Origin of the sequence: Deefgea tanakiae (genome assembly GCF_019665765.1) — a bacterium.
Taxonomy (GTDB): domain Bacteria; phylum Pseudomonadota; class Gammaproteobacteria; order Burkholderiales; family Chitinibacteraceae; genus Deefgea; species Deefgea tanakiae.
The window spans coordinates 1,064,763-1,081,185 of sequence record NZ_CP081150.1 but is presented as its reverse complement, the minus strand read 5'-3'; the positions used below and the strand labels follow the sequence as shown (position 1 = coordinate 1,081,185).

The following is a 16,423-nucleotide window of genomic DNA, read 5'->3' as shown; positions in this document are numbered from 1 at the left end:
AGGGTTGCTCGATAGCAACCCTTTATTCGCTTGAGGAATGCAAACCATGCAATTAGTGCGATTGCAAATCACCAATTTTCGCGGCATCAGTCAAATTGATCTATCGCTCGACCCAAATGCGACCGCTTTGTTTGGTGAAAATAACTGGGGGAAAACCAGCCTCATTACTGCACTGTGCCGCTGCCTAGGTAGCCCAGCACCGATTGAAACCTTATTTGCCCACGATGACTTCCATCGCATCAATAATTCTCGAGCCAGTATTGCCCGCAGACTCAATATCACACTCATTTTTCAAGCCTGCGATAAAGAGGCTCATTCTTTCACCGATTTAATCTGGCCCGACAATAACGGCACGCCGATGCTGGCGCTGCGGTTTGCGGCAGAGCGATTTGGACATAGTGAAATTCATGCTAGACGCTTATTTGTTGGCAGCGACGGTGCCGAGCTTGACCACGAACACAGTGACGCGCTCGCCATTCAACTCATTGAGCGCCATCCAGTACTGCGTTTTCGTGACATGCAACTGACCGACTGGCTGGAGCACCCTCGCCTCGCAACACAATTACGCCCCGAAGACCCAGAACTCACGGCCAGCGATGCCGTAAGGGCGGTTTTTGAGCGCATCTTAACCCTGCCGCATCAATTGCACCCGCAAGAACTCAGCAGCGGCTTAGCAGCAATGCAAGCGTTACTTGAAGAGCAAGGGCAGTTTTTGCAAGGGAAAGCACCACAACGCTTAGCCGAGCAAATTGCTGCTGCACCACTTAACTTTCGGAACGAAGACAGCTTGGTCGACATTGCCAACCGATCTGGCTCCAGCTTGCGCCGAGTGACATTACTAATTTTGCTCGGCGCACTTCTTACCGCACGCGGCGACAACCCAATGCATGCCGATGCTGAACCAATTTTGGTGATGGAAGACCCAGAAACACATTTGCACCCCATCCAATTGGCGATGATTTGGGGCTTGATTGAACAATTGACGCTGCAAAAAATCATCACCACCAATAATGGTGATCTGCTCGGCAGTTTTATGCAGAGCGGCTTGCGACGTTTGGTTCGCCAGCCCAATTACGTTCATGTTTATCAACTCGCGGCCAATGCTTTGTCGTTAAGCGATGCCCGTAAAGTGGCTTTTCATATCCGCAGCAACCGCGCCAGCAGCATGTTTGCGCGGGTTTGGTTGCTGGTTGAAGGTGAAACTGAGTTTTGGTTATTTCCGGAATTGGCACGCATCTCTGGCGTCAATTTCCCGCTAGAAGGCATTCGTTGCGTTGAATTTGCTCAAGCAGGCCTCGCGCCACTGATTAAATTTGCCGATCATTTAGGTATTAAGTGGCACGTCATCTGCGATGGCGATGATGCTGGACTTAAGTACCAACAGCGCGCACAACGCTTACTCAACAATCGAGACGAAAAACGACACATCACAATGCTCAATGAACGAGATATTGAACATTATTTATGGCAAAACGGCTTTGCCGAGACGTACAGAAATGCTGCAGCTCCGCGTAATGTGAGCAACCCTTATCATCAGGCCGCACTCGACAAGCAAGCCGAATTAGAAGATGAAGAAATCATCAACCGCGCACTGCGCCACCACAGCAAACCCGGTTTGGCGCTTGAGATTGCCGAAGCGGCAGAAATCAAAGGGCGTGAAGCGATACCGATAGAGTTAACAGCGATGTTTGAAACGCTCCAATCGCTCAGCAATGAACTCAACTAAATATTGATGTATTTATTTGCTTTCATTATTTAATATAGCCTACATCAACATACCTATTATATAGAGCATATCAATGGCCCGTTTCACACTTCTCATTATCGGCGATGAAATCCTCAATGGTCGCCGGCAAGACCAGCATTTTGCTGCGATTTTACAAAGACTCCAGCAGCGCGGACACACACTGGATGCTGTTTTATATTTGGCCGATAACAGCCAAACTCTCATCGAAACCTTTCAACGAACTCTTGCACAAGACCTACACGTCATCAGTTGTGGTGGTATTGGAGCCACGCCTGATGACTATACCCGTTCCGCATTAGCAAGCGCCCTCAATCGCCCACTTTGCCGCCAAGCAGAAGCGGCTCAATTAATTGAAGATAAATTTGGTAGCGATGCCTACCCACATCGAATCAAAATGGCCGATCTCCCAGAAGGCGCCATCATCATTCCCAACCCTGTCAATCAAGTGGCGGGCTGCTCTATTGAAAATCACTATCTTTTACCTGGTTTTCCGAGCATGGCTTGGCCAATGGTGGACTGGTTACTGGATCAATATTATGAAGAGGCTCCAAACACCTACCGTCAAAGCATTACGGTACTGAACGCGAAAGAGAGCGACCTTATTCCCTTAATGCAAGAATTGGTGAGTACTTGGCCCACGTTGGCTTTTTCTAGCCTACCCAGCTTCGGCAACAGCCACTGCGCCGAGCCTCACGTCGAACTCAGCGTTCAAGGCGATGTAGATGCTGTGAAACAGGCAATTGAGTTTTTAAATACCAATTTAAGTGCGATGAATTATCAGCAGTATCACAAAGCGCCAGTAACGTCTTGAGATAACAGTACCGCCAATTCATCAATCATTTCAGCCCATTCAGAATCGCTCTGCAACTCTTCGGATAAAAACGCAGCTTGGCTCTGCGTCCAGAAACTGGCCTCAAGGATGGATAAACCATCACCAAGAGGATGGGCGGCAATAAACTTTTTGATGCTACCCGTATCGCTGGGCAAGCCCAATTGAGCAAATAAAATGCAAAGCGTATGTGGGTTGGTATCCATTTTTTTGCACCAAAGTGAGATGAAGATTACCTTGTGTTATCCCTTGCGATGAGACAAAGCAAGCTCACTAATGGATAAGCGCTTACCGATGGCATCAAAGTCAGTCTTTCACACCCATCTAATTTATAAAAACCACCCAGTAAAAACTGAGTCGTAGTCATTTAATCTGTACTACATATATGACACTCACAGACAAATACTCGTGAATTAGCTCAATTTCCATTAACCTCTTAGAGATAAAACTTCAACCAAGGGATGGGGATCAAAATGAAAAGATTACTATTGCCGCTGCTGATTGCATCAGCATTTGCGCAAGCAGATACCACGACTGGCAAAGTCGTTTTTGAAGAAAACTTTGAAAAAGATTTAAGCCAATGGGTTGGTTTAGGGGGTGAAGATAGCTCTGCAATTTATACGTCTATCGTCGTCGATCCACTCAACCCAGACAACAAAGTCGCCCGTTTTGATAAACCCGTTAACATTGGTGATCTTTTTAGCCGCGCTAAATTCCCAGAGGGAAAATATAAGATTTCCTTTGACTACCTTGGCATGTGCGGCGGCAACTGCGGTGCAACACTGGGCCTAGATGAAGGCAAGCCAGGCCGTAAAGAACAATGGCTAGCCAGTACGGCAACAGGCTTTCCGGAACGACTCAAAGACACTAAAAAATGGGAACATTACGAATTTGATTTCAAAGGCAAATTCGACTTCCACATGAAATGGGAACAATGGGATTCTGCCAAAGGCTCTGGTAAAGATGCGTACATCGACAATATCAAGCTAGTCAGTCTTGAAGCTGCAAAACCAAGCGAGAAAAAAGAAACCAAGATTGTTCCCATCACCGGCGGTGTTGCAGGGCCTTCTAGCCCGCAGTCGGTGATGTACTTTACGGCTTGGGGCAAACACAATGGCTTTAATGTAAAAAACCTCGAAACTAGCGGTGCAGCCAGCAAAATCACTGTACTTGAATACGCGTTTGGTAACGTCAAAGACAACCGCTGCGTAATCGGTGTCGACAAACAAGGAGAAGGATCAGCAGGCGACGACTACTGGGATGCGCTGCCAAAAGAAGCGACTCTAGACGGGCTCGAAGACAAAGGTGATAACGGCTTGTTTGGGCACTGGAACCAACTTAAGCAACTGAAGAAAAAGAATCCAAACCTAAAAGTATTCATTAGTTTGGGTGGTTGGACATGGTCAAAACACTTCTCAGATGCCGCACTGCCCGCCAATCGTGAAGCCTTTGTTAAATCTTGTGTAGATGCCTACATCAAAGGCAATGTACCCAACAAAGAAGGTAAAATCGTACCAGGCATGGCCGCTGGCGTATTTGATGGTTTTGACATCGACTGGGAATACCCAGCTTCGCCCGGCAACGATGGCAATATTGTCCGTCCCGAAGATACCCAAAACTACACAGCGCTATTAGCAGAGTTCCGTAAACAACTCGACGCTGTGAAGCCAGGACTAATCTTGACGATTGCAGCCCCAGCTTCACCGGCAAAATCAGAGAAAATTGAGCTAGAAAAAATTATTCCATATCTCAATTGGATTAACCTAATGACTTATGACTTTACCGGTCCATGGTCAGGCGCTACGGGTCATCATGCGGTACTCTTTGGCGGCGCGAAAGATCGTATTTCTGTCGATAGCACGGTCGAAGACTATTTGGTTCGTGGCATTCCATCAAACAAATTAGTACTCGGAGTGCCATTTTATGGTTACGGCTGGACTGTCAACAGTCTCGAAAACAACGGCATGTATCAACCTGCGATTGCTAAAGCAAAAGGGCCACTCGAAGCAGGTTCAGCGCCGTATAGTTACCTGAAAAAACTACCAGGCACCGAGCATCGTGATGAAAAAACTCGTGCATTCTGGAAAGTAAATGGCAAAGACGTTTGGGTGTACGACGACGTACAATTACTGAAAGAAAAAATTGAATTTGCCAAGAAGAAAAAACTCGGTGGGATTATGGCTTGGGAACTTTCTCAAGACACCCCTGATGCTGAATTGGTCAATACAATTTATCAAAACATGATCAAGAAGTAAAAAAATCCCTGCCACTTAGTGGCAGGGATTTTTCAAGCAAGAATAAAGAATAAAAGGCTGAATGATTCAGCCTTTTATTTTAATTAAAACTGACCAGATAGCGTTAAAGCCAAAAATGGCATCGTCGCATACTTTTCTTTAGAAACTTCATTGCCATTATTATCATTGATAATAAATTGACCATTCATCGCAGCGCCAGCATAGAATTTCAAACTCGTACTCGAAGAAACAGCATAATCTGCACTCACAAATAAGGGTACAGTTCTATTTTCTACAGAGCCATGTGACGCAATCGGATTAGTATCTGACAAACGAATTTCAACTTCACGCCAGGTACCACCAGCAGACAACGTCCACTTTGGCGCCACATTCCAAGCCAACTCCAAACCAGCAGGGCCAGCAGGGCCAGCTACATTAGGATTTTTCAAAGTAAGTCTATCGGTCACTTTCCAATTCACAACGAGAAAAGGAAACACTTTATGTTCAATCGGGCCATCCCACGCACCGACTCCTAAGCCCAGCATTAAAGCTGGGCTAAACTGATGAGCAGCGAAGGCGGTAAAACCATAATTGATACTTTCACTTCGATCTGCACCTTCCTCCGCTGAAAACTCAACCCCTGGGCTAAATGAATAAATCCAACCCGCAGATGTGGCGTAGCTGTATGGAACTGTCAAAACAACGCGGTTAAAGTCGCCAAATGGCGTTTTCCCACCCCAAGCCTTGGCCCCATCAAAGTTCCATTCTTGGCGATTCATGTTTAGATTAAAACCAATCCGCTGATTTCGATCTATCGCAGTTGTTGCGCCGAGCGACGCTAAAATCATGTCTGAACTAACCTGACCACCCGCATCAAGATCAGTTTTCTGCGAATAAATAGGTGTGACACTAAAATTCCAACGCACATCATCCGCATAAGTGAATGCCGAGCACGCTCCGACAAGGGACACTATCAATTGCTTTTTCATTTAGAAACTCTCAACAGATGAAGATGCACAAATTCTAGCCTGTCTGCATAAGCAGGGCGAATATATCACTGTAATTGTCGCATTGCGTAGCAGACCAACAGAATTTTAAAACAGTTAAAACCTCCCAGAGCCGACGAGAAAAACAGTGGGTATCTATCAAAAGGCAATACCAATCAACACCCAGATAGCAATACCTAGTCAAAGTCCCGATTTTAAATCATTAATCAAATCACCAACAAACTCTAGTCCCACCGAAATCCGCACCATACCATCAGTAATGCCCGCAAGTGCACGTGCCTCAGGCGTTAACCGTCCGTGTGATGTCGTAGCAGGATGGGTAATCGTGGTGCGAGTGTCACCTAAATTGGCGGTACGGCTCATTAATTGCACTTTATCAATCAGCGCCCAAGCTGCTGATTTCCCGCCCTCTAATTCAAATGACAATACGCCGCCTGCCCCAGTTTGCTGGCGCTGCGCTAGCTCATACTGTGGATGCGATTTTAGGCCAGGATAATATACGCGAGTCACTTGCGGTTGTTGCTCTAACCACTCGGCTAATTTCATTGCATTTTCGCAATGCGCTTTCATGCGCAAACCCAGCGTTTCCAAACCCTTCAACAAAACCCATGCATTAAATGCCGACAAGGTCGGCCCAGCGGTACGCAAAAACAGGTAGATCGGTTCAATCACCGCATGACTACCGACCACGGCTCCGCCAAGCACTCGCCCTTGGCCATCAATAAACTTGGTCGCCGAATGCACAACGATATCAGCACCCAGCTTGAGTGGCTGCTGTAAAGCGGGCGAACAAAAACAGTTATCAACCGCTAACAATGCGCCATGGCGATGTGCAATTTCTGCAATTGCAGCAATATCGGCCACTTCAGTCAGCGGATTATTAGGGGTTTCCAAAAAAAATAACTTGGTATTTTCTTGTGCAGCAGCATCCCAAGCCGACAAATCAGTTTGTGCGGCATAGCTCACTGTCACACCAAATTTACTGAGGTAGGTATTAAACAACTGAATCGTTGCACCAAACAATCCACTAGAGGCAACAATATGATCGCCCGATTTCAGATGCGCCATGCACAGCGACAAAATCGCACTCATACCCGATGCGGTTGCGACTGCACGCTCACCACACTCTAGAGCAGCCAATCTTTGCTCAAAGGCAGCAACCGTTGGATTGGTAAACCGAGAATAGATATAACCTGGCACTTGCCCAGTAAATTTAAGCTGCGCTTCTTCAGCAGAGCCGACCACAAAACTCGATGTTAAATGCAGCGCATCAGAATGCTCGCCAAACTCAGAACGCATCGTACCAGCACGTACCGCCAGTGTTTCAGGGTGTAAATCATCCAAATTCAACATATTTATCCTTTATTCAATAAAAACGGGAGCACGCGGCTCCCGTTTTTTCTGCGTTTTTACAATTAAATCAAATTCTGCTCTGCAACGCCAATATTCAAATCGAGGATGCGACTATCACCTTCACTATCGCCGGCCTTCGTCGACAACGGAGAAATACGCTTCGCTTCAAGTTCATCCAAATACTTGTCAGTAATATCACCTGTGATGTATTTACCATCAAAGCAAGATGTCTCAAAAGCAGTGATTTTGCCACCGCTGGCTTCGGTACAGGCTTGGATCAAAGCATCTAGCTCTTGATAAATCACACCATCGGCACCAATTTCTGCCGCGATCTGTTCTGCGTTACGACCCGTTGCGATGAGTTCGTTGCGCGTTGGCATATCAATTCCATACACATGCGGAAATTTAACCGGTGGTGCAGCAGACGCGAGGTAAACTTTTTTCGCGCCGACATCACGGACCATCTGCACGATTTCTTTTGATGTTGTACCACGAACAATCGAATCATCTACGAGCAACACGTTTTTGCCACGGAATTCAACCGCGATGGGATTGAGCTTTTGGCGTACTGATTTCTTGCGGCTCGCTTGTCCCGGCATAATGAAAGTGCGGCCAATATAGCGGTTTTTCATAAACCCTTCGCGATATGGTAAGTCCAGCGCATCAGCTAATTGCAAAGCAGAGTCGCGGCTTGTATCTGGAATAGGAATAACCACATCAATATCGAGCGCAGGAACCATAGCACGGACTTTATCCGCCAGTTGCTCGCCCATTTTCAAGCGAGATTCATGTACTGAAATTCCATCAATAATGCTATCCGGTCGTGCAAAGTAAACATGTTCAAAAATACAGGGCACCAATTCAGGACTTGCATGGCATTGGCGACTTGAGAACTGACCATCAAACGTTACATAAATCGCTTCGCCAGGTGCGACATCACGCATGAATTTAAAACCAAGCACATCGAGCGCAACTGATTCACTTGCAACCATGTATTCCATGCCTTCAGCTGTTTCATGGCAACCCAAAGACAGGGGTCGAATACCATGCGGGTCACGGAAAGCGACCATACCAAAACCAGCAATAATCGCGACAACCGCGTAAGCGCCTTTAACACGACCGTGCACCGCAGTAATCGCGTCAAATACAGTGTCGGCATCCAGTTGGGGACCAGAAACACGGCGAGACAGCTCATGTGCGAACACATTACAGAGCGCTTCGGAGTCTGAATTCGTATTAATGTGCCGCAGATCGGTGCGGTACATGTCTTCTTTAAGCTGCTTGTCGTTAGTCAGATTGCCGTTATGCGCCAACACGATCCCGAACGGGCTGTTAACATAAAACGGCTGCGCTTCTGCCAGGCTTGAAGCAGAACCGGCAGTTGGATAACGAACATGGCCAATACCCACGTTACCCATTAAAGAACGCATATTGCGTGTGCGAAACACATCACGAACAAGGCCTTGGCCTTTATGCATATGAAGCACTTGCTGTTCAGCAGTGACGATACCGGCGGCATCTTGCCCACGATGCTGCAAGACGAGCAAGCCGTCGTACAGCATCTGATTTACCGGAGTTTTAGCGACCACACCTACAATGCCACACATTGGTCAAGATTCCTTGCGTTTACAACATTTGAAAAAATTTAATCGTAATTTATACGGCTAGCAAAAGCTTCTGGGAGCCAAGACTTAGCAAGAAAAGCACTTTGTTCAAACAAAGGACTAAACATCGCATTCCGCCATTCTGGCTCTTTTGGCAAACTGGTAAATCCCGCTAACAAAACGAGAGTCAGCACCAGTAAATAGCCACGCGCAACACCAAACCCAGCCCCTAGAACTCTGTCGATGGGTTTAAATCCAGTTGCTTTAATAAATTGATTTAAGGTAATTCTAAAAATAGCAGACAGTAGCCATACAATAAAAAAGATGGTTGCGAACGCCCCTAAATACCTCAAAGATTCGGTTGGAATACTTAGCGGCATCCACAATGCAAATTGCCCTGCAAACTGAATTGCACTCCAAAATGCCAGCACCCATGCACACAACGCCAAAATTTCTTGTGTCAAACCACGCATTACAGACAATAAAATTGATAAGCCGACAATGCCAAGTGCGGCATAATCAAACGAGGTCATTGCGCGGCCTTAGCAACTAGGGAGCCTGAAACACCCATTTCCTGCATGGCTTTGATCCACGCCTTGGCTTTCGCTTCATCATCAGTTGGGCCAACTCGAACACGAGTTAATTCACCCTTGCTGGTTTTGATTTTTTCACTACTGGCTTTAACCCCAGCATTTTTAAGTTTACTCACCAGCTCGGCAGCTTTTTCTGCATCAGCATAAGCCCCAACCTGAATATAATAGGTTTTCTTAGCACTCGCAGGTGGAGCTGCATTCGTTGATTGCTTCCCCTCTAGGATATCCTCTGGGTTCACTGCAGGTTTTTTGGGCGCTGGAGTCTTAGTAACTGGTTTTTCAACTGGCTTTTTCGTTGGCACTGGTTTGGGGGTCGTAATGGCGGCTTGGCTCACAACAGGCTTTTCAGTCGCAACAACCACAGGCGCTTCTACAGTTTCAACGTTTTTTTCTGCTTGATGGCTCACTAACTTGCCAGGTAGCGCAACAGGCGCAACTTTAGACGCTTCGATCACAGGCGGCTCAGCAACAGGGGCTGGCTCCAAAGCCGCCGTTTCATGAACAGCAGACGCTTGAATTTGATTATCAACGGTAGAAGACAATGCTGGCGCGCTAGAGATAATTTCTACTGCATGGTTATCCACTAGATTTTTGGGTGGCTCACCATCTAAAACCGTCCACAAAAATGTGAGCGCAAAGATGACCAAAGCAATGGCACCGATCAAACGGCGGCGGGCGCGTTTTCTTAACTGCTGAAGTTCATCACTCACATTTGCCATACTTTATTGCCCACGCGCCACCATGACTTCAGCCACAGTAAAGAAAGATCCAAAGACCACAATTCTATCAGCTTCAACCGCATTATTGCAGGCTGATTGATAGGCTTTTGCGACTGTTTCGTACTGCTCAACCCTTGCTTGAGGTGAATATTGCAAAACAATCTGCGCCAAATTGGCTACAGAAGCAGCTCTTGGCAGTTGCGGGGCCGCTAAATGCCAAACGTCGATGCGATCAGCCAGCAAACTTACCACGCCTGCAATATCTTTATCTTGCATCATCCCCATCACAGCATGCGTCTTGGGGTGAAAACCCATACCATCCAAGCTAGACTTTAAAACCAAAGCGGCATGGGGGTTATGCGCCACATCCAAGACGACTGTTGGCCTACCAGGCAATACCTGAAAACGAGCAGGCCACTCCACTTCCAGCAAACCGCGCTTAATATCGCCCAAAGACACAGGAAGCAGATCCTGACAAGCATCCAGCACCGCCAACGCCAAACAGGCATTATTGAGTTGGTATTTGCCGCGCAAAGCAGGCAACGGCAAAGCATGGCGTCGAACACCGGCTTTATTCCACCACGACCATTGCAAACCCTCAACCTGCATTTCAAAGCCAAAGTCTTTACCAATTAATCGGAGATCGGCTTCGAGTTCTGTTGCGACATCCAGCAGTGTCTGCGGCGGCTGAGGATCTGCGCATAACGCAGGCTTGCCTGTGCGGTAGACGCCCGCTTTTTCCACCGCAATTTTCTCACGCGTATCTCCTAGATAACTCTGATGATCAATACCAATACTTACCACGGCAGATACGGTTGGCTCAAAGATATTGACCGCATCAAGCCGACCACCGAGTCCCACTTCCATTACTGCAACGTCAACGCCCTGCTCAACAAATTGATGCATTGCAGCCAAGGTGCCGAACTCGAAGTACGACAAAGTAATCTCGCCACGAGCCGCCTCAATCGCTCGAAAGCTATCGACAATCATGCCATCAGAAACGGCGGTGCCATTGATAGCAATACGTTCGTTGTAATGCAATAAATGGGGTGAGGTATAAGTCCCGACCTTATATCCAGCAGTTCGCAATATTTGCGACAGCATCGCGCACACCGAGCCCTTGCCATTCGTACCAGCAATAGTAAGCACTGGAAATTGCGGATTGATTTGCATCGCATCACGCACAGCCGTGACACGCGCCAAACCCATATCGATTGCAATTGGATGTAAAGACTCTAAATAGCTTAACCACTCAGCCAAGCTATCGGCATTGAAAGCTGACATTTATTGAGCTGCAGGTTGGCGGTTCAGCAACGTAATGACGTCCGCCAAGCGCTGGCGTAATTCACGACGATCTACGATCATGTCAATCGCCCCTTTTTCTAGCAAGAACTCAGAGCGCTGAAAGCCCTCTGGCAAGGTTTCACGTACCGTTTGCTCAATCACACGTGGGCCAGCAAAACCAATCAAAGCACCAGGCTCTGCCATAACCACATCACCCAAAAACGCAAAAGAGGCAGAAACCCCCCCATCGTTGGATCAGTTAACAAAGAAATAAAGGGTAATTTCTTATCAGCCAGCTTAGTCAAAATAGCGCTAGTCTTTGCCATTTGCATCAAAGAACTTAAGCCTTCTTGCATCCGCGCACCACCAGAAGCTGATACACAAATAAATGGCAAGTCATTCTCTAGCGCCGTCTGAACACCACGCACAAAACGCTCACCAACCACCGACCCCATCGAGCCGCCAATAAACTTGAATTCAAAAGCAGCAACCACTACAGGCACAGTCAGAATCGAGCCTTGCATCACCACCATAGCATCATCTTCTCCCGTAGCCGCTTGCGCAGCAGAGAGTCGATCAGGGTAGCGTTTGCCATCTTTAAACTTCAAGATATCAACTGGCTTAACTTCAGCGCCAATTTCAAAACGGCCTTCGGCATCCAAAAGTTGATTCAAGCGCTCACGCGCTGGCACAGCATTATGAAAACTGCACTTCGGGCAAACCTCTAAATTATTAGCTAAATCAGTACGATACAACACTGCATTACAAGCATTGCATTTACTCCATAACCCCTCTGGTACGGCTGATTTACTCGCCGTAGTACGACTTTGGATTTTTGGCGGTAATAGTTTTTGCAACCAACTCATTCATTCACTCCTTAAGCCTTAAATACGGGCACTATCCATTGCGGCACGTACTTCGGCCATAAACACGCGCAAGCGCTCAGCCAAACCTGCTTCGCCCTGCTCTGATTCTTGCACCAGACGTGAACCAATCACGACTGCATCAGAAATCTGAGCAACAGCTTTTGCTGTGGCTGCATCACGAATACCAAAGCCAACCCCCACAGGGATCGACAAGAATTGCTTTAATACATCCAACTTAGCCTTCACATCAGCGACATCAAGATTGGCCGAGCCGGTTACGCCTTTCAGGGAAACATAGTACACATAACCGCTCGCCAACTCGGCGACGGCTTTAACCCGAGATTCGGGTGTCGTTGGTGCTAGCAAAAAGATAGGATCTAACCCATGCGCCTTAAATACTTTTGCCGACTCTTCTGCTTCTTCAGGCGGCATATCAACGGTTAATACACCATCAACCCCAGCAGCAATTGCGGATTTTGCAAATTCTTCATAACCCATCGCCTCGACTGGATTGGCATAACCCATCAAAACGACTGGCGTTGTTGGGTTACTGCTGCGAAACTCTGCGACCATTGCAAATACACCACGCATGGTCACTTTGTGCGCCAAAGCACGCTCTGAAGAGCGTTGAATTACTGGGCCATCTGCCATTGGGTCTGAAAATGGCACGCCAAGCTCAATCACATCAGCACCACCCTGCACCAAGGCGTGCATCAACTCAACAGTAATACCTGGATTTGGATCACCTGCAGTAATAAACGGAATCAGCGCCTGACGATTTTGTGCGGCAAGCTGCTGCATAACACTTTGAATACGAGACATAGGTATCTTTACCACGACATTATTTGACAGTAATTGGCGGGACATACCCGCCAAGAATAGATTTAAAGTTGAATACCACTCATTCTGGCAATCGTTGGAATATCTTTATCGCCACGACCCGACAAATTCACGAGCAAGACTTCGTCTTTGCGCATCGTTTTTGCCATTTTTGCCGCATGCGCTAAGGCATGGCTGGTTTCTAATGCGGGGATAATCCCTTCAAAATGGCACAGATCATGAAATGCAGCCAAGGCTTCATCATCATTAACCGCAACATATTCAGCGCGACCAATGTCCTTCAGGAAGCTATGCTCCGGGCCGACGCCAGGATAATCCAAGCCAGCAGAAATCGAATGTGTATTACTAATTTGACCATCATCGTCTTGCATCAAATAAGAACGCTGACCATGCAGCACACCATGCTTGGCATTTGAAGTCAATGGCGCAGCATGACGACCAGTTTCAACGCCATCACCACCGGCTTCAACGCCGATCAAGCGAACATTAGGCACTTCGATATATGGATGAAAAATACCGATCGCATTTGAACCGCCGCCGACACAAGCCAAGACAGCGTCAGGTTGACGACCAATCATTTCTTGCATTTGAACTTTGCATTCTTCACCAATTACAACTTGGAAATCACGAACCAACTGCGGATACGGGTGCGGGCCTGCTGCAGTGCCGATGATGTAATAAGTCGAATCAACATTCGTCACCCAGTCACGCATCGCTTCGTTCATCGCGTCTTTTAGGGTTTTGGTGCCTGATTCGACAGCAACCACTTTAGCACCAAGGAGCTTCATCCGATAAACGTTGGGGGCTTGACGGGCAACGTCTTCAGCGCCCATATACACCACACATTCCATGCCATAGCGTGCCGCCACGGTAGCGGATGCCACGCCGTGCTGACCAGCACCTGTTTCAGCAATCACGCGTTTTTTACCCATACGTCGTGCCAACAGAGCTTGGCCAATCGTATTGTTTACTTTATGCGCGCCAGTATGGTTCAAATCTTCGCGCTTCAAATAAATCTGCGCACCGCCCAATGCCTCTGACCAGCGCTCAGCATGGTAAATCGGGCTTGGACGCCCTACATAGTGCTTCAAGACATAGCGATATTCATCCATAAATGCCGGATCTTTTAACGCTTTTTCAAATTCAATCCGCAACTCTTCCAATGCTGGCATCAACGTTTCTGCAACATAAATGCCCCCATGGATACCATAATGACCACGTAAATCTGGCTGCTGATAAATTTCGCTCATGACTCTCTCACATAAACACTAAAGCAGATTATTAAATAGCGGCACGAATAAAAGCATCGACCCGCTGTAAATCTTTAACGCCCTTGATAACTTCTACACCACTTGAAACATCCACAGCCCAAGGCTGAACTTGCACAATTGCTTCAGCAACATTGTCAGGATGCAATCCACCCGACAAAATCAAAGGCAACGGCCACTCAGTTGGCAAATCATTCCAATCAAATGAATGACCAGTTCCACCAGGTACACCATCAACCCAAGCATCTAATAAAAGGCCGCGACACAAGGGTGAAACAAATAGCTGGGCATATTCTAACAAATTTAAGTCGGGTTTTACCCTAACTGCTTTGATAAAAGGTCGACCAAATTGACTGCAATAAGCTAAATCTTCATCACCATGAAATTGCAGCAAGTCTAACGGCACCTTTGCCAACACAGAACTGACAACGAGAGGAGATTCGTTGACAAACAAACCGACCGACATCACAAAGGCAGGCAGTGCGGCCACGATCTCAGCCGCTTGCTCGGCGGACACATTACGAGGACTTGGCGGATAAAAAACCAAGCCGATCGCATCGGCACCCGCCTCAGCCACACTTCGTGCAGTTTGCGCATCACGTAAGCCGCAAATTTTGACCCGTGTATGAACATGTCGACTCATTTATATTAATCCGTAGCGATATTCTGGTTCAGTTGGCAAAGCAAATTCTTCGGGATAGGTCACCCCAGTTAAATACAAACCGTCAGGCATAAATGTAGGCGGCGCAGATTTGCGATTTTTTTGCGCCAAAAGCCACGCCATCCATTCGGGCTCATCCTTGCCTTTGCCAATATGCAGCAAAGCGCCCATCATATTTCTCACCATGTGGTGCAAAAACGCACCCGCAGAAAAATCAAAACACAGCATATTACCCTGCTCGCTAATCTCAATGCGCTGCAATGATTTGATCGGTGAGAGGGCTTGACACTCTGCCGCCCTGAAACTACTAAAATCATGCTCGCCCAACAAAAAATGCGCCGCACTACTCATTTTTTGAACATCAACATCGTAGTGAATCCAGCCGACACGGCCTGCTTGCAAGCTAGGACGCACAGGGTGGCGCAATAATAAGTAACGGTAATGGCGAGCAGTTGCTACAAAACGGGCATGAAAATGATCTGGCACCTCTTGCGCCCACAACACAGCAACGCCAGTTGGCAAAAAACTATTCACCCCACGAACCCACGCCGTAATTGGGCGCTGCACATGAGTATCAAAATGAATCACTTGCCGGCTAGCATGAACACCTGCATCAGTTCGACCTGCGGCATGCACCCTAATTGGATGCCCAGCCATTTTAGCAACAGCACGCTCTATCTCGCCCTGCACCGTCTGCATTTGCGGCTGAACCTGCCAACCACTAAAATCTCGCCCATCGTACTCAATCGCCAATGCGTATCGCTTTAATTCCAAAATCCACTCACTCCCATGGATATAGTCAGTAATATCAAGATGCACTGCATTGAGAAAAAAACTCGCTGAGGCTGACTCAATGGGGCATATTCAAAGCAATACTCGGCAACTTCATAACCACTAGGCTTTAAAATCATACCCAACAGGTCAGAAAAACTTAGCTTCGCCACCAGCAGCTCTTCAGCTTTTTCCAATGTTAAAGCAAATCTCAATGCAAAGCGTGTTTGCATGCGATTAAAATATTGCAAAGGGCTTAGAAAAATATAAATTGATGAATATATTTCAGCGCGAGTCATCTTAACAAGCAACAACTGCAAACTTGAAGTAACAATCACAACCCTAGCCACCTGCTCTAAACCCAAAAGCACACCAGCGTCAGTGGGTGAAAAACGAGAGAACCACAAATACTGACCCGGCACAGTCCAGCCATAAATAAGCAGAATCGATAAAACAAGCCACTTTAACCGTGGCAAGCTCCTCTGCAATTTACCTCGCGCCCAAAACAAGGCTGCCAGAAGCAATAAACCACAAGTTACAAAAAGATAATGGCGCTCAAGCCATGGCAACAACGTAAGTAGCCACAACCAGAGCGCCAAATAATTTACAGAATGGAGTTTCAAAAATTAATTCAACAAAAACCTAGA

15 protein-coding genes and 1 pseudogene are annotated in these 16,423 nt (G+C 47.1%); 3 read left to right on the top strand and 13 right to left on the bottom strand.

What is annotated here, in order from left to right; genetic code table 11:
• The first annotated feature begins 46 nt into the window (after nt 1-46).
• Entirely contained in the window at nt 47-1,726 is a 1,680-nt protein-coding gene (locus K4H28_RS05155; protein ID WP_221007317.1) for a DUF2813 domain-containing protein, read from the top strand.
• Nucleotides 1,727-1,799: 73 nt separating this feature from the next.
• Nucleotides 1,800-2,558 carry a competence/damage-inducible protein A gene (locus K4H28_RS05150; protein WP_221007316.1) on the top strand — a complete coding sequence of 253 codons (759 nt, stop codon included), beginning with the start codon at nt 1,800-1,802 and terminating at the stop codon, nt 2,556-2,558.
• On the opposite strand, the gene K4H28_RS05145 is transcribed toward K4H28_RS05150, so the two are convergent.
• Entirely contained in the window at nt 2,534-2,782 is a 249-nt protein-coding gene (locus K4H28_RS05145; protein ID WP_221007315.1) for a DUF2789 domain-containing protein, read from the bottom strand. The two genes, K4H28_RS05150 and K4H28_RS05145, sit on opposite strands and share 25 nt — an antisense overlap.
• Before the next feature lie 267 nt (nt 2,783-3,049).
• On the opposite strand from K4H28_RS05145, the gene K4H28_RS05140 reads away from it, so the two are divergent.
• A complete protein-coding gene (locus K4H28_RS05140; protein ID WP_221007314.1) occupies nt 3,050-4,831 on the top strand; it encodes a glycoside hydrolase family 18 protein in 1,782 nt (593 codons plus the stop codon).
• 83 nt (nt 4,832-4,914) lie between these two features.
• Here the strand turns inward: K4H28_RS05140 and K4H28_RS05135 are convergent, their stop codons facing one another.
• From K4H28_RS05135 to K4H28_RS05080, 12 genes and pseudogenes are all read right to left on the bottom strand, one after another.
• Nucleotides 4,915-5,781 carry a hypothetical protein gene (locus K4H28_RS05135; RefSeq protein ID WP_221007313.1) on the bottom strand — a complete coding sequence of 289 codons (867 nt, stop codon included), beginning with the start codon at nt 5,779-5,781 and terminating at the stop codon, nt 4,915-4,917.
• Between the two features lie 216 nt (nt 5,782-5,997).
• The gene (locus K4H28_RS05130) at nt 5,998-7,170 is read right to left on the bottom strand and encodes an O-succinylhomoserine sulfhydrylase (RefSeq protein ID WP_221007312.1); all 1,173 of its coding nucleotides are present in this window, start codon (nt 7,168-7,170) and stop codon (nt 5,998-6,000) included.
• 62 nt (nt 7,171-7,232) lie between these two features.
• The gene (gene purF, locus K4H28_RS05125) at nt 7,233-8,777 is read right to left on the bottom strand and encodes an amidophosphoribosyltransferase (protein ID WP_221007311.1); all 1,545 of its coding nucleotides are present in this window, start codon (nt 8,775-8,777) and stop codon (nt 7,233-7,235) included.
• Between the two features lie 38 nt (nt 8,778-8,815).
• Complete coding sequence (locus K4H28_RS05120) at nt 8,816-9,307, bottom strand: CvpA family protein (RefSeq protein ID WP_221007310.1); 492 nt, start codon at nt 9,305-9,307, stop codon at nt 8,816-8,818.
• Nucleotides 9,304-10,086: an SPOR domain-containing protein gene (locus K4H28_RS05115; protein ID WP_221007309.1), complete on the bottom strand. Its 783-nt coding sequence runs from the start codon at nt 10,084-10,086 to the stop codon at nt 9,304-9,306. The genes K4H28_RS05120 and K4H28_RS05115 overlap by 4 nt, the downstream gene beginning before the upstream one ends.
• A gap of 3 nt (nt 10,087-10,089) precedes the next feature.
• Nucleotides 10,090-11,370 (bottom strand): bifunctional tetrahydrofolate synthase/dihydrofolate synthase, encoded by a 1,281-nt coding sequence (gene folC / locus K4H28_RS05110; RefSeq protein WP_221007308.1) that lies wholly within the window; start codon nt 11,368-11,370, stop codon nt 10,090-10,092.
• Nucleotides 11,371-12,236, bottom strand: a pseudogene (gene accD, locus K4H28_RS05105) (acetyl-CoA carboxylase, carboxyltransferase subunit beta).
• 18 nt (nt 12,237-12,254) lie between these two features.
• Nucleotides 12,255-13,058 carry a tryptophan synthase subunit alpha gene (gene trpA, locus K4H28_RS05100; RefSeq protein ID WP_221007307.1) on the bottom strand — a complete coding sequence of 268 codons (804 nt, stop codon included), beginning with the start codon at nt 13,056-13,058 and terminating at the stop codon, nt 12,255-12,257.
• Between the two features lie 62 nt (nt 13,059-13,120).
• Nucleotides 13,121-14,326 (bottom strand): tryptophan synthase subunit beta, encoded by a 1,206-nt coding sequence (trpB, locus tag K4H28_RS05095; RefSeq protein WP_221007306.1) that lies wholly within the window; start codon nt 14,324-14,326, stop codon nt 13,121-13,123.
• 31 nt (nt 14,327-14,357) lie between these two features.
• Nucleotides 14,358-14,987 carry a phosphoribosylanthranilate isomerase gene (locus K4H28_RS05090; protein ID WP_221007305.1) on the bottom strand — a complete coding sequence of 210 codons (630 nt, stop codon included), beginning with the start codon at nt 14,985-14,987 and terminating at the stop codon, nt 14,358-14,360.
• Nucleotides 14,988-15,779, bottom strand: a complete 792-nt coding sequence (gene truA, locus K4H28_RS05085; RefSeq protein ID WP_221007304.1) for a tRNA pseudouridine(38-40) synthase TruA — start codon at nt 15,777-15,779, stop codon at nt 14,988-14,990. It lies immediately after the preceding gene.
• Nucleotides 15,770-16,399, bottom strand: coding sequence for a hypothetical protein (locus K4H28_RS05080; RefSeq protein ID WP_221007303.1), 630 nt, complete (start codon nt 16,397-16,399; stop codon nt 15,770-15,772). Before K4H28_RS05080 ends, truA begins: the two co-directional genes overlap by 10 nt.
• Between the last annotated feature and the right edge of the window lie 24 nt (nt 16,400-16,423).

What these genes read in the sequence shown, in the direction of transcription:
- K4H28_RS05155 (WP_221007317.1), top strand. Translation starts at nt 47, where the DNA reads ATGCAATTAGTGCGATTGCAAATCACCAATTTTCGCGGCATCAGTCAA.
- K4H28_RS05150 (WP_221007316.1), top strand. Translation starts at nt 1,800, where the DNA reads ATGGCCCGTTTCACACTTCTCATTATCGGCGATGAAATCCTCAATGGT.
- K4H28_RS05145 (WP_221007315.1), bottom strand. Translation starts at nt 2,782, where the DNA reads ATGGATACCAACCCACATACGCTTTGCATTTTATTTGCTCAATTGGGC.
- K4H28_RS05140 (WP_221007314.1), top strand. Translation starts at nt 3,050, where the DNA reads ATGAAAAGATTACTATTGCCGCTGCTGATTGCATCAGCATTTGCGCAA.
- K4H28_RS05130 (WP_221007312.1), bottom strand. Translation starts at nt 7,170, where the DNA reads ATGTTGAATTTGGATGATTTACACCCTGAAACACTGGCGGTACGTGCT.
- purF (WP_221007311.1), bottom strand. Translation starts at nt 8,777, where the DNA reads ATGTGTGGCATTGTAGGTGTGGTCGCTAAAACTCCGGTAAATCAGATG.
- K4H28_RS05120 (WP_221007310.1), bottom strand. Translation starts at nt 9,307, where the DNA reads ATGACCTCGTTTGATTATGCCGCACTTGGCATTGTCGGCTTATCAATT.
- K4H28_RS05115 (WP_221007309.1), bottom strand. Translation starts at nt 10,086, where the DNA reads ATGGCAAATGTGAGTGATGAACTTCAGCAGTTAAGAAAACGCGCCCGC.
- folC (WP_221007308.1), bottom strand. Translation starts at nt 11,370, where the DNA reads ATGTCAGCTTTCAATGCCGATAGCTTGGCTGAGTGGTTAAGCTATTTA.
- trpA (WP_221007307.1), bottom strand. Translation starts at nt 13,058, where the DNA reads ATGTCTCGTATTCAAAGTGTTATGCAGCAGCTTGCCGCACAAAATCGT.
- trpB (WP_221007306.1), bottom strand. Translation starts at nt 14,326, where the DNA reads ATGAGCGAAATTTATCAGCAGCCAGATTTACGTGGTCATTATGGTATC.
- K4H28_RS05090 (WP_221007305.1), bottom strand. Translation starts at nt 14,987, where the DNA reads ATGAGTCGACATGTTCATACACGGGTCAAAATTTGCGGCTTACGTGAT.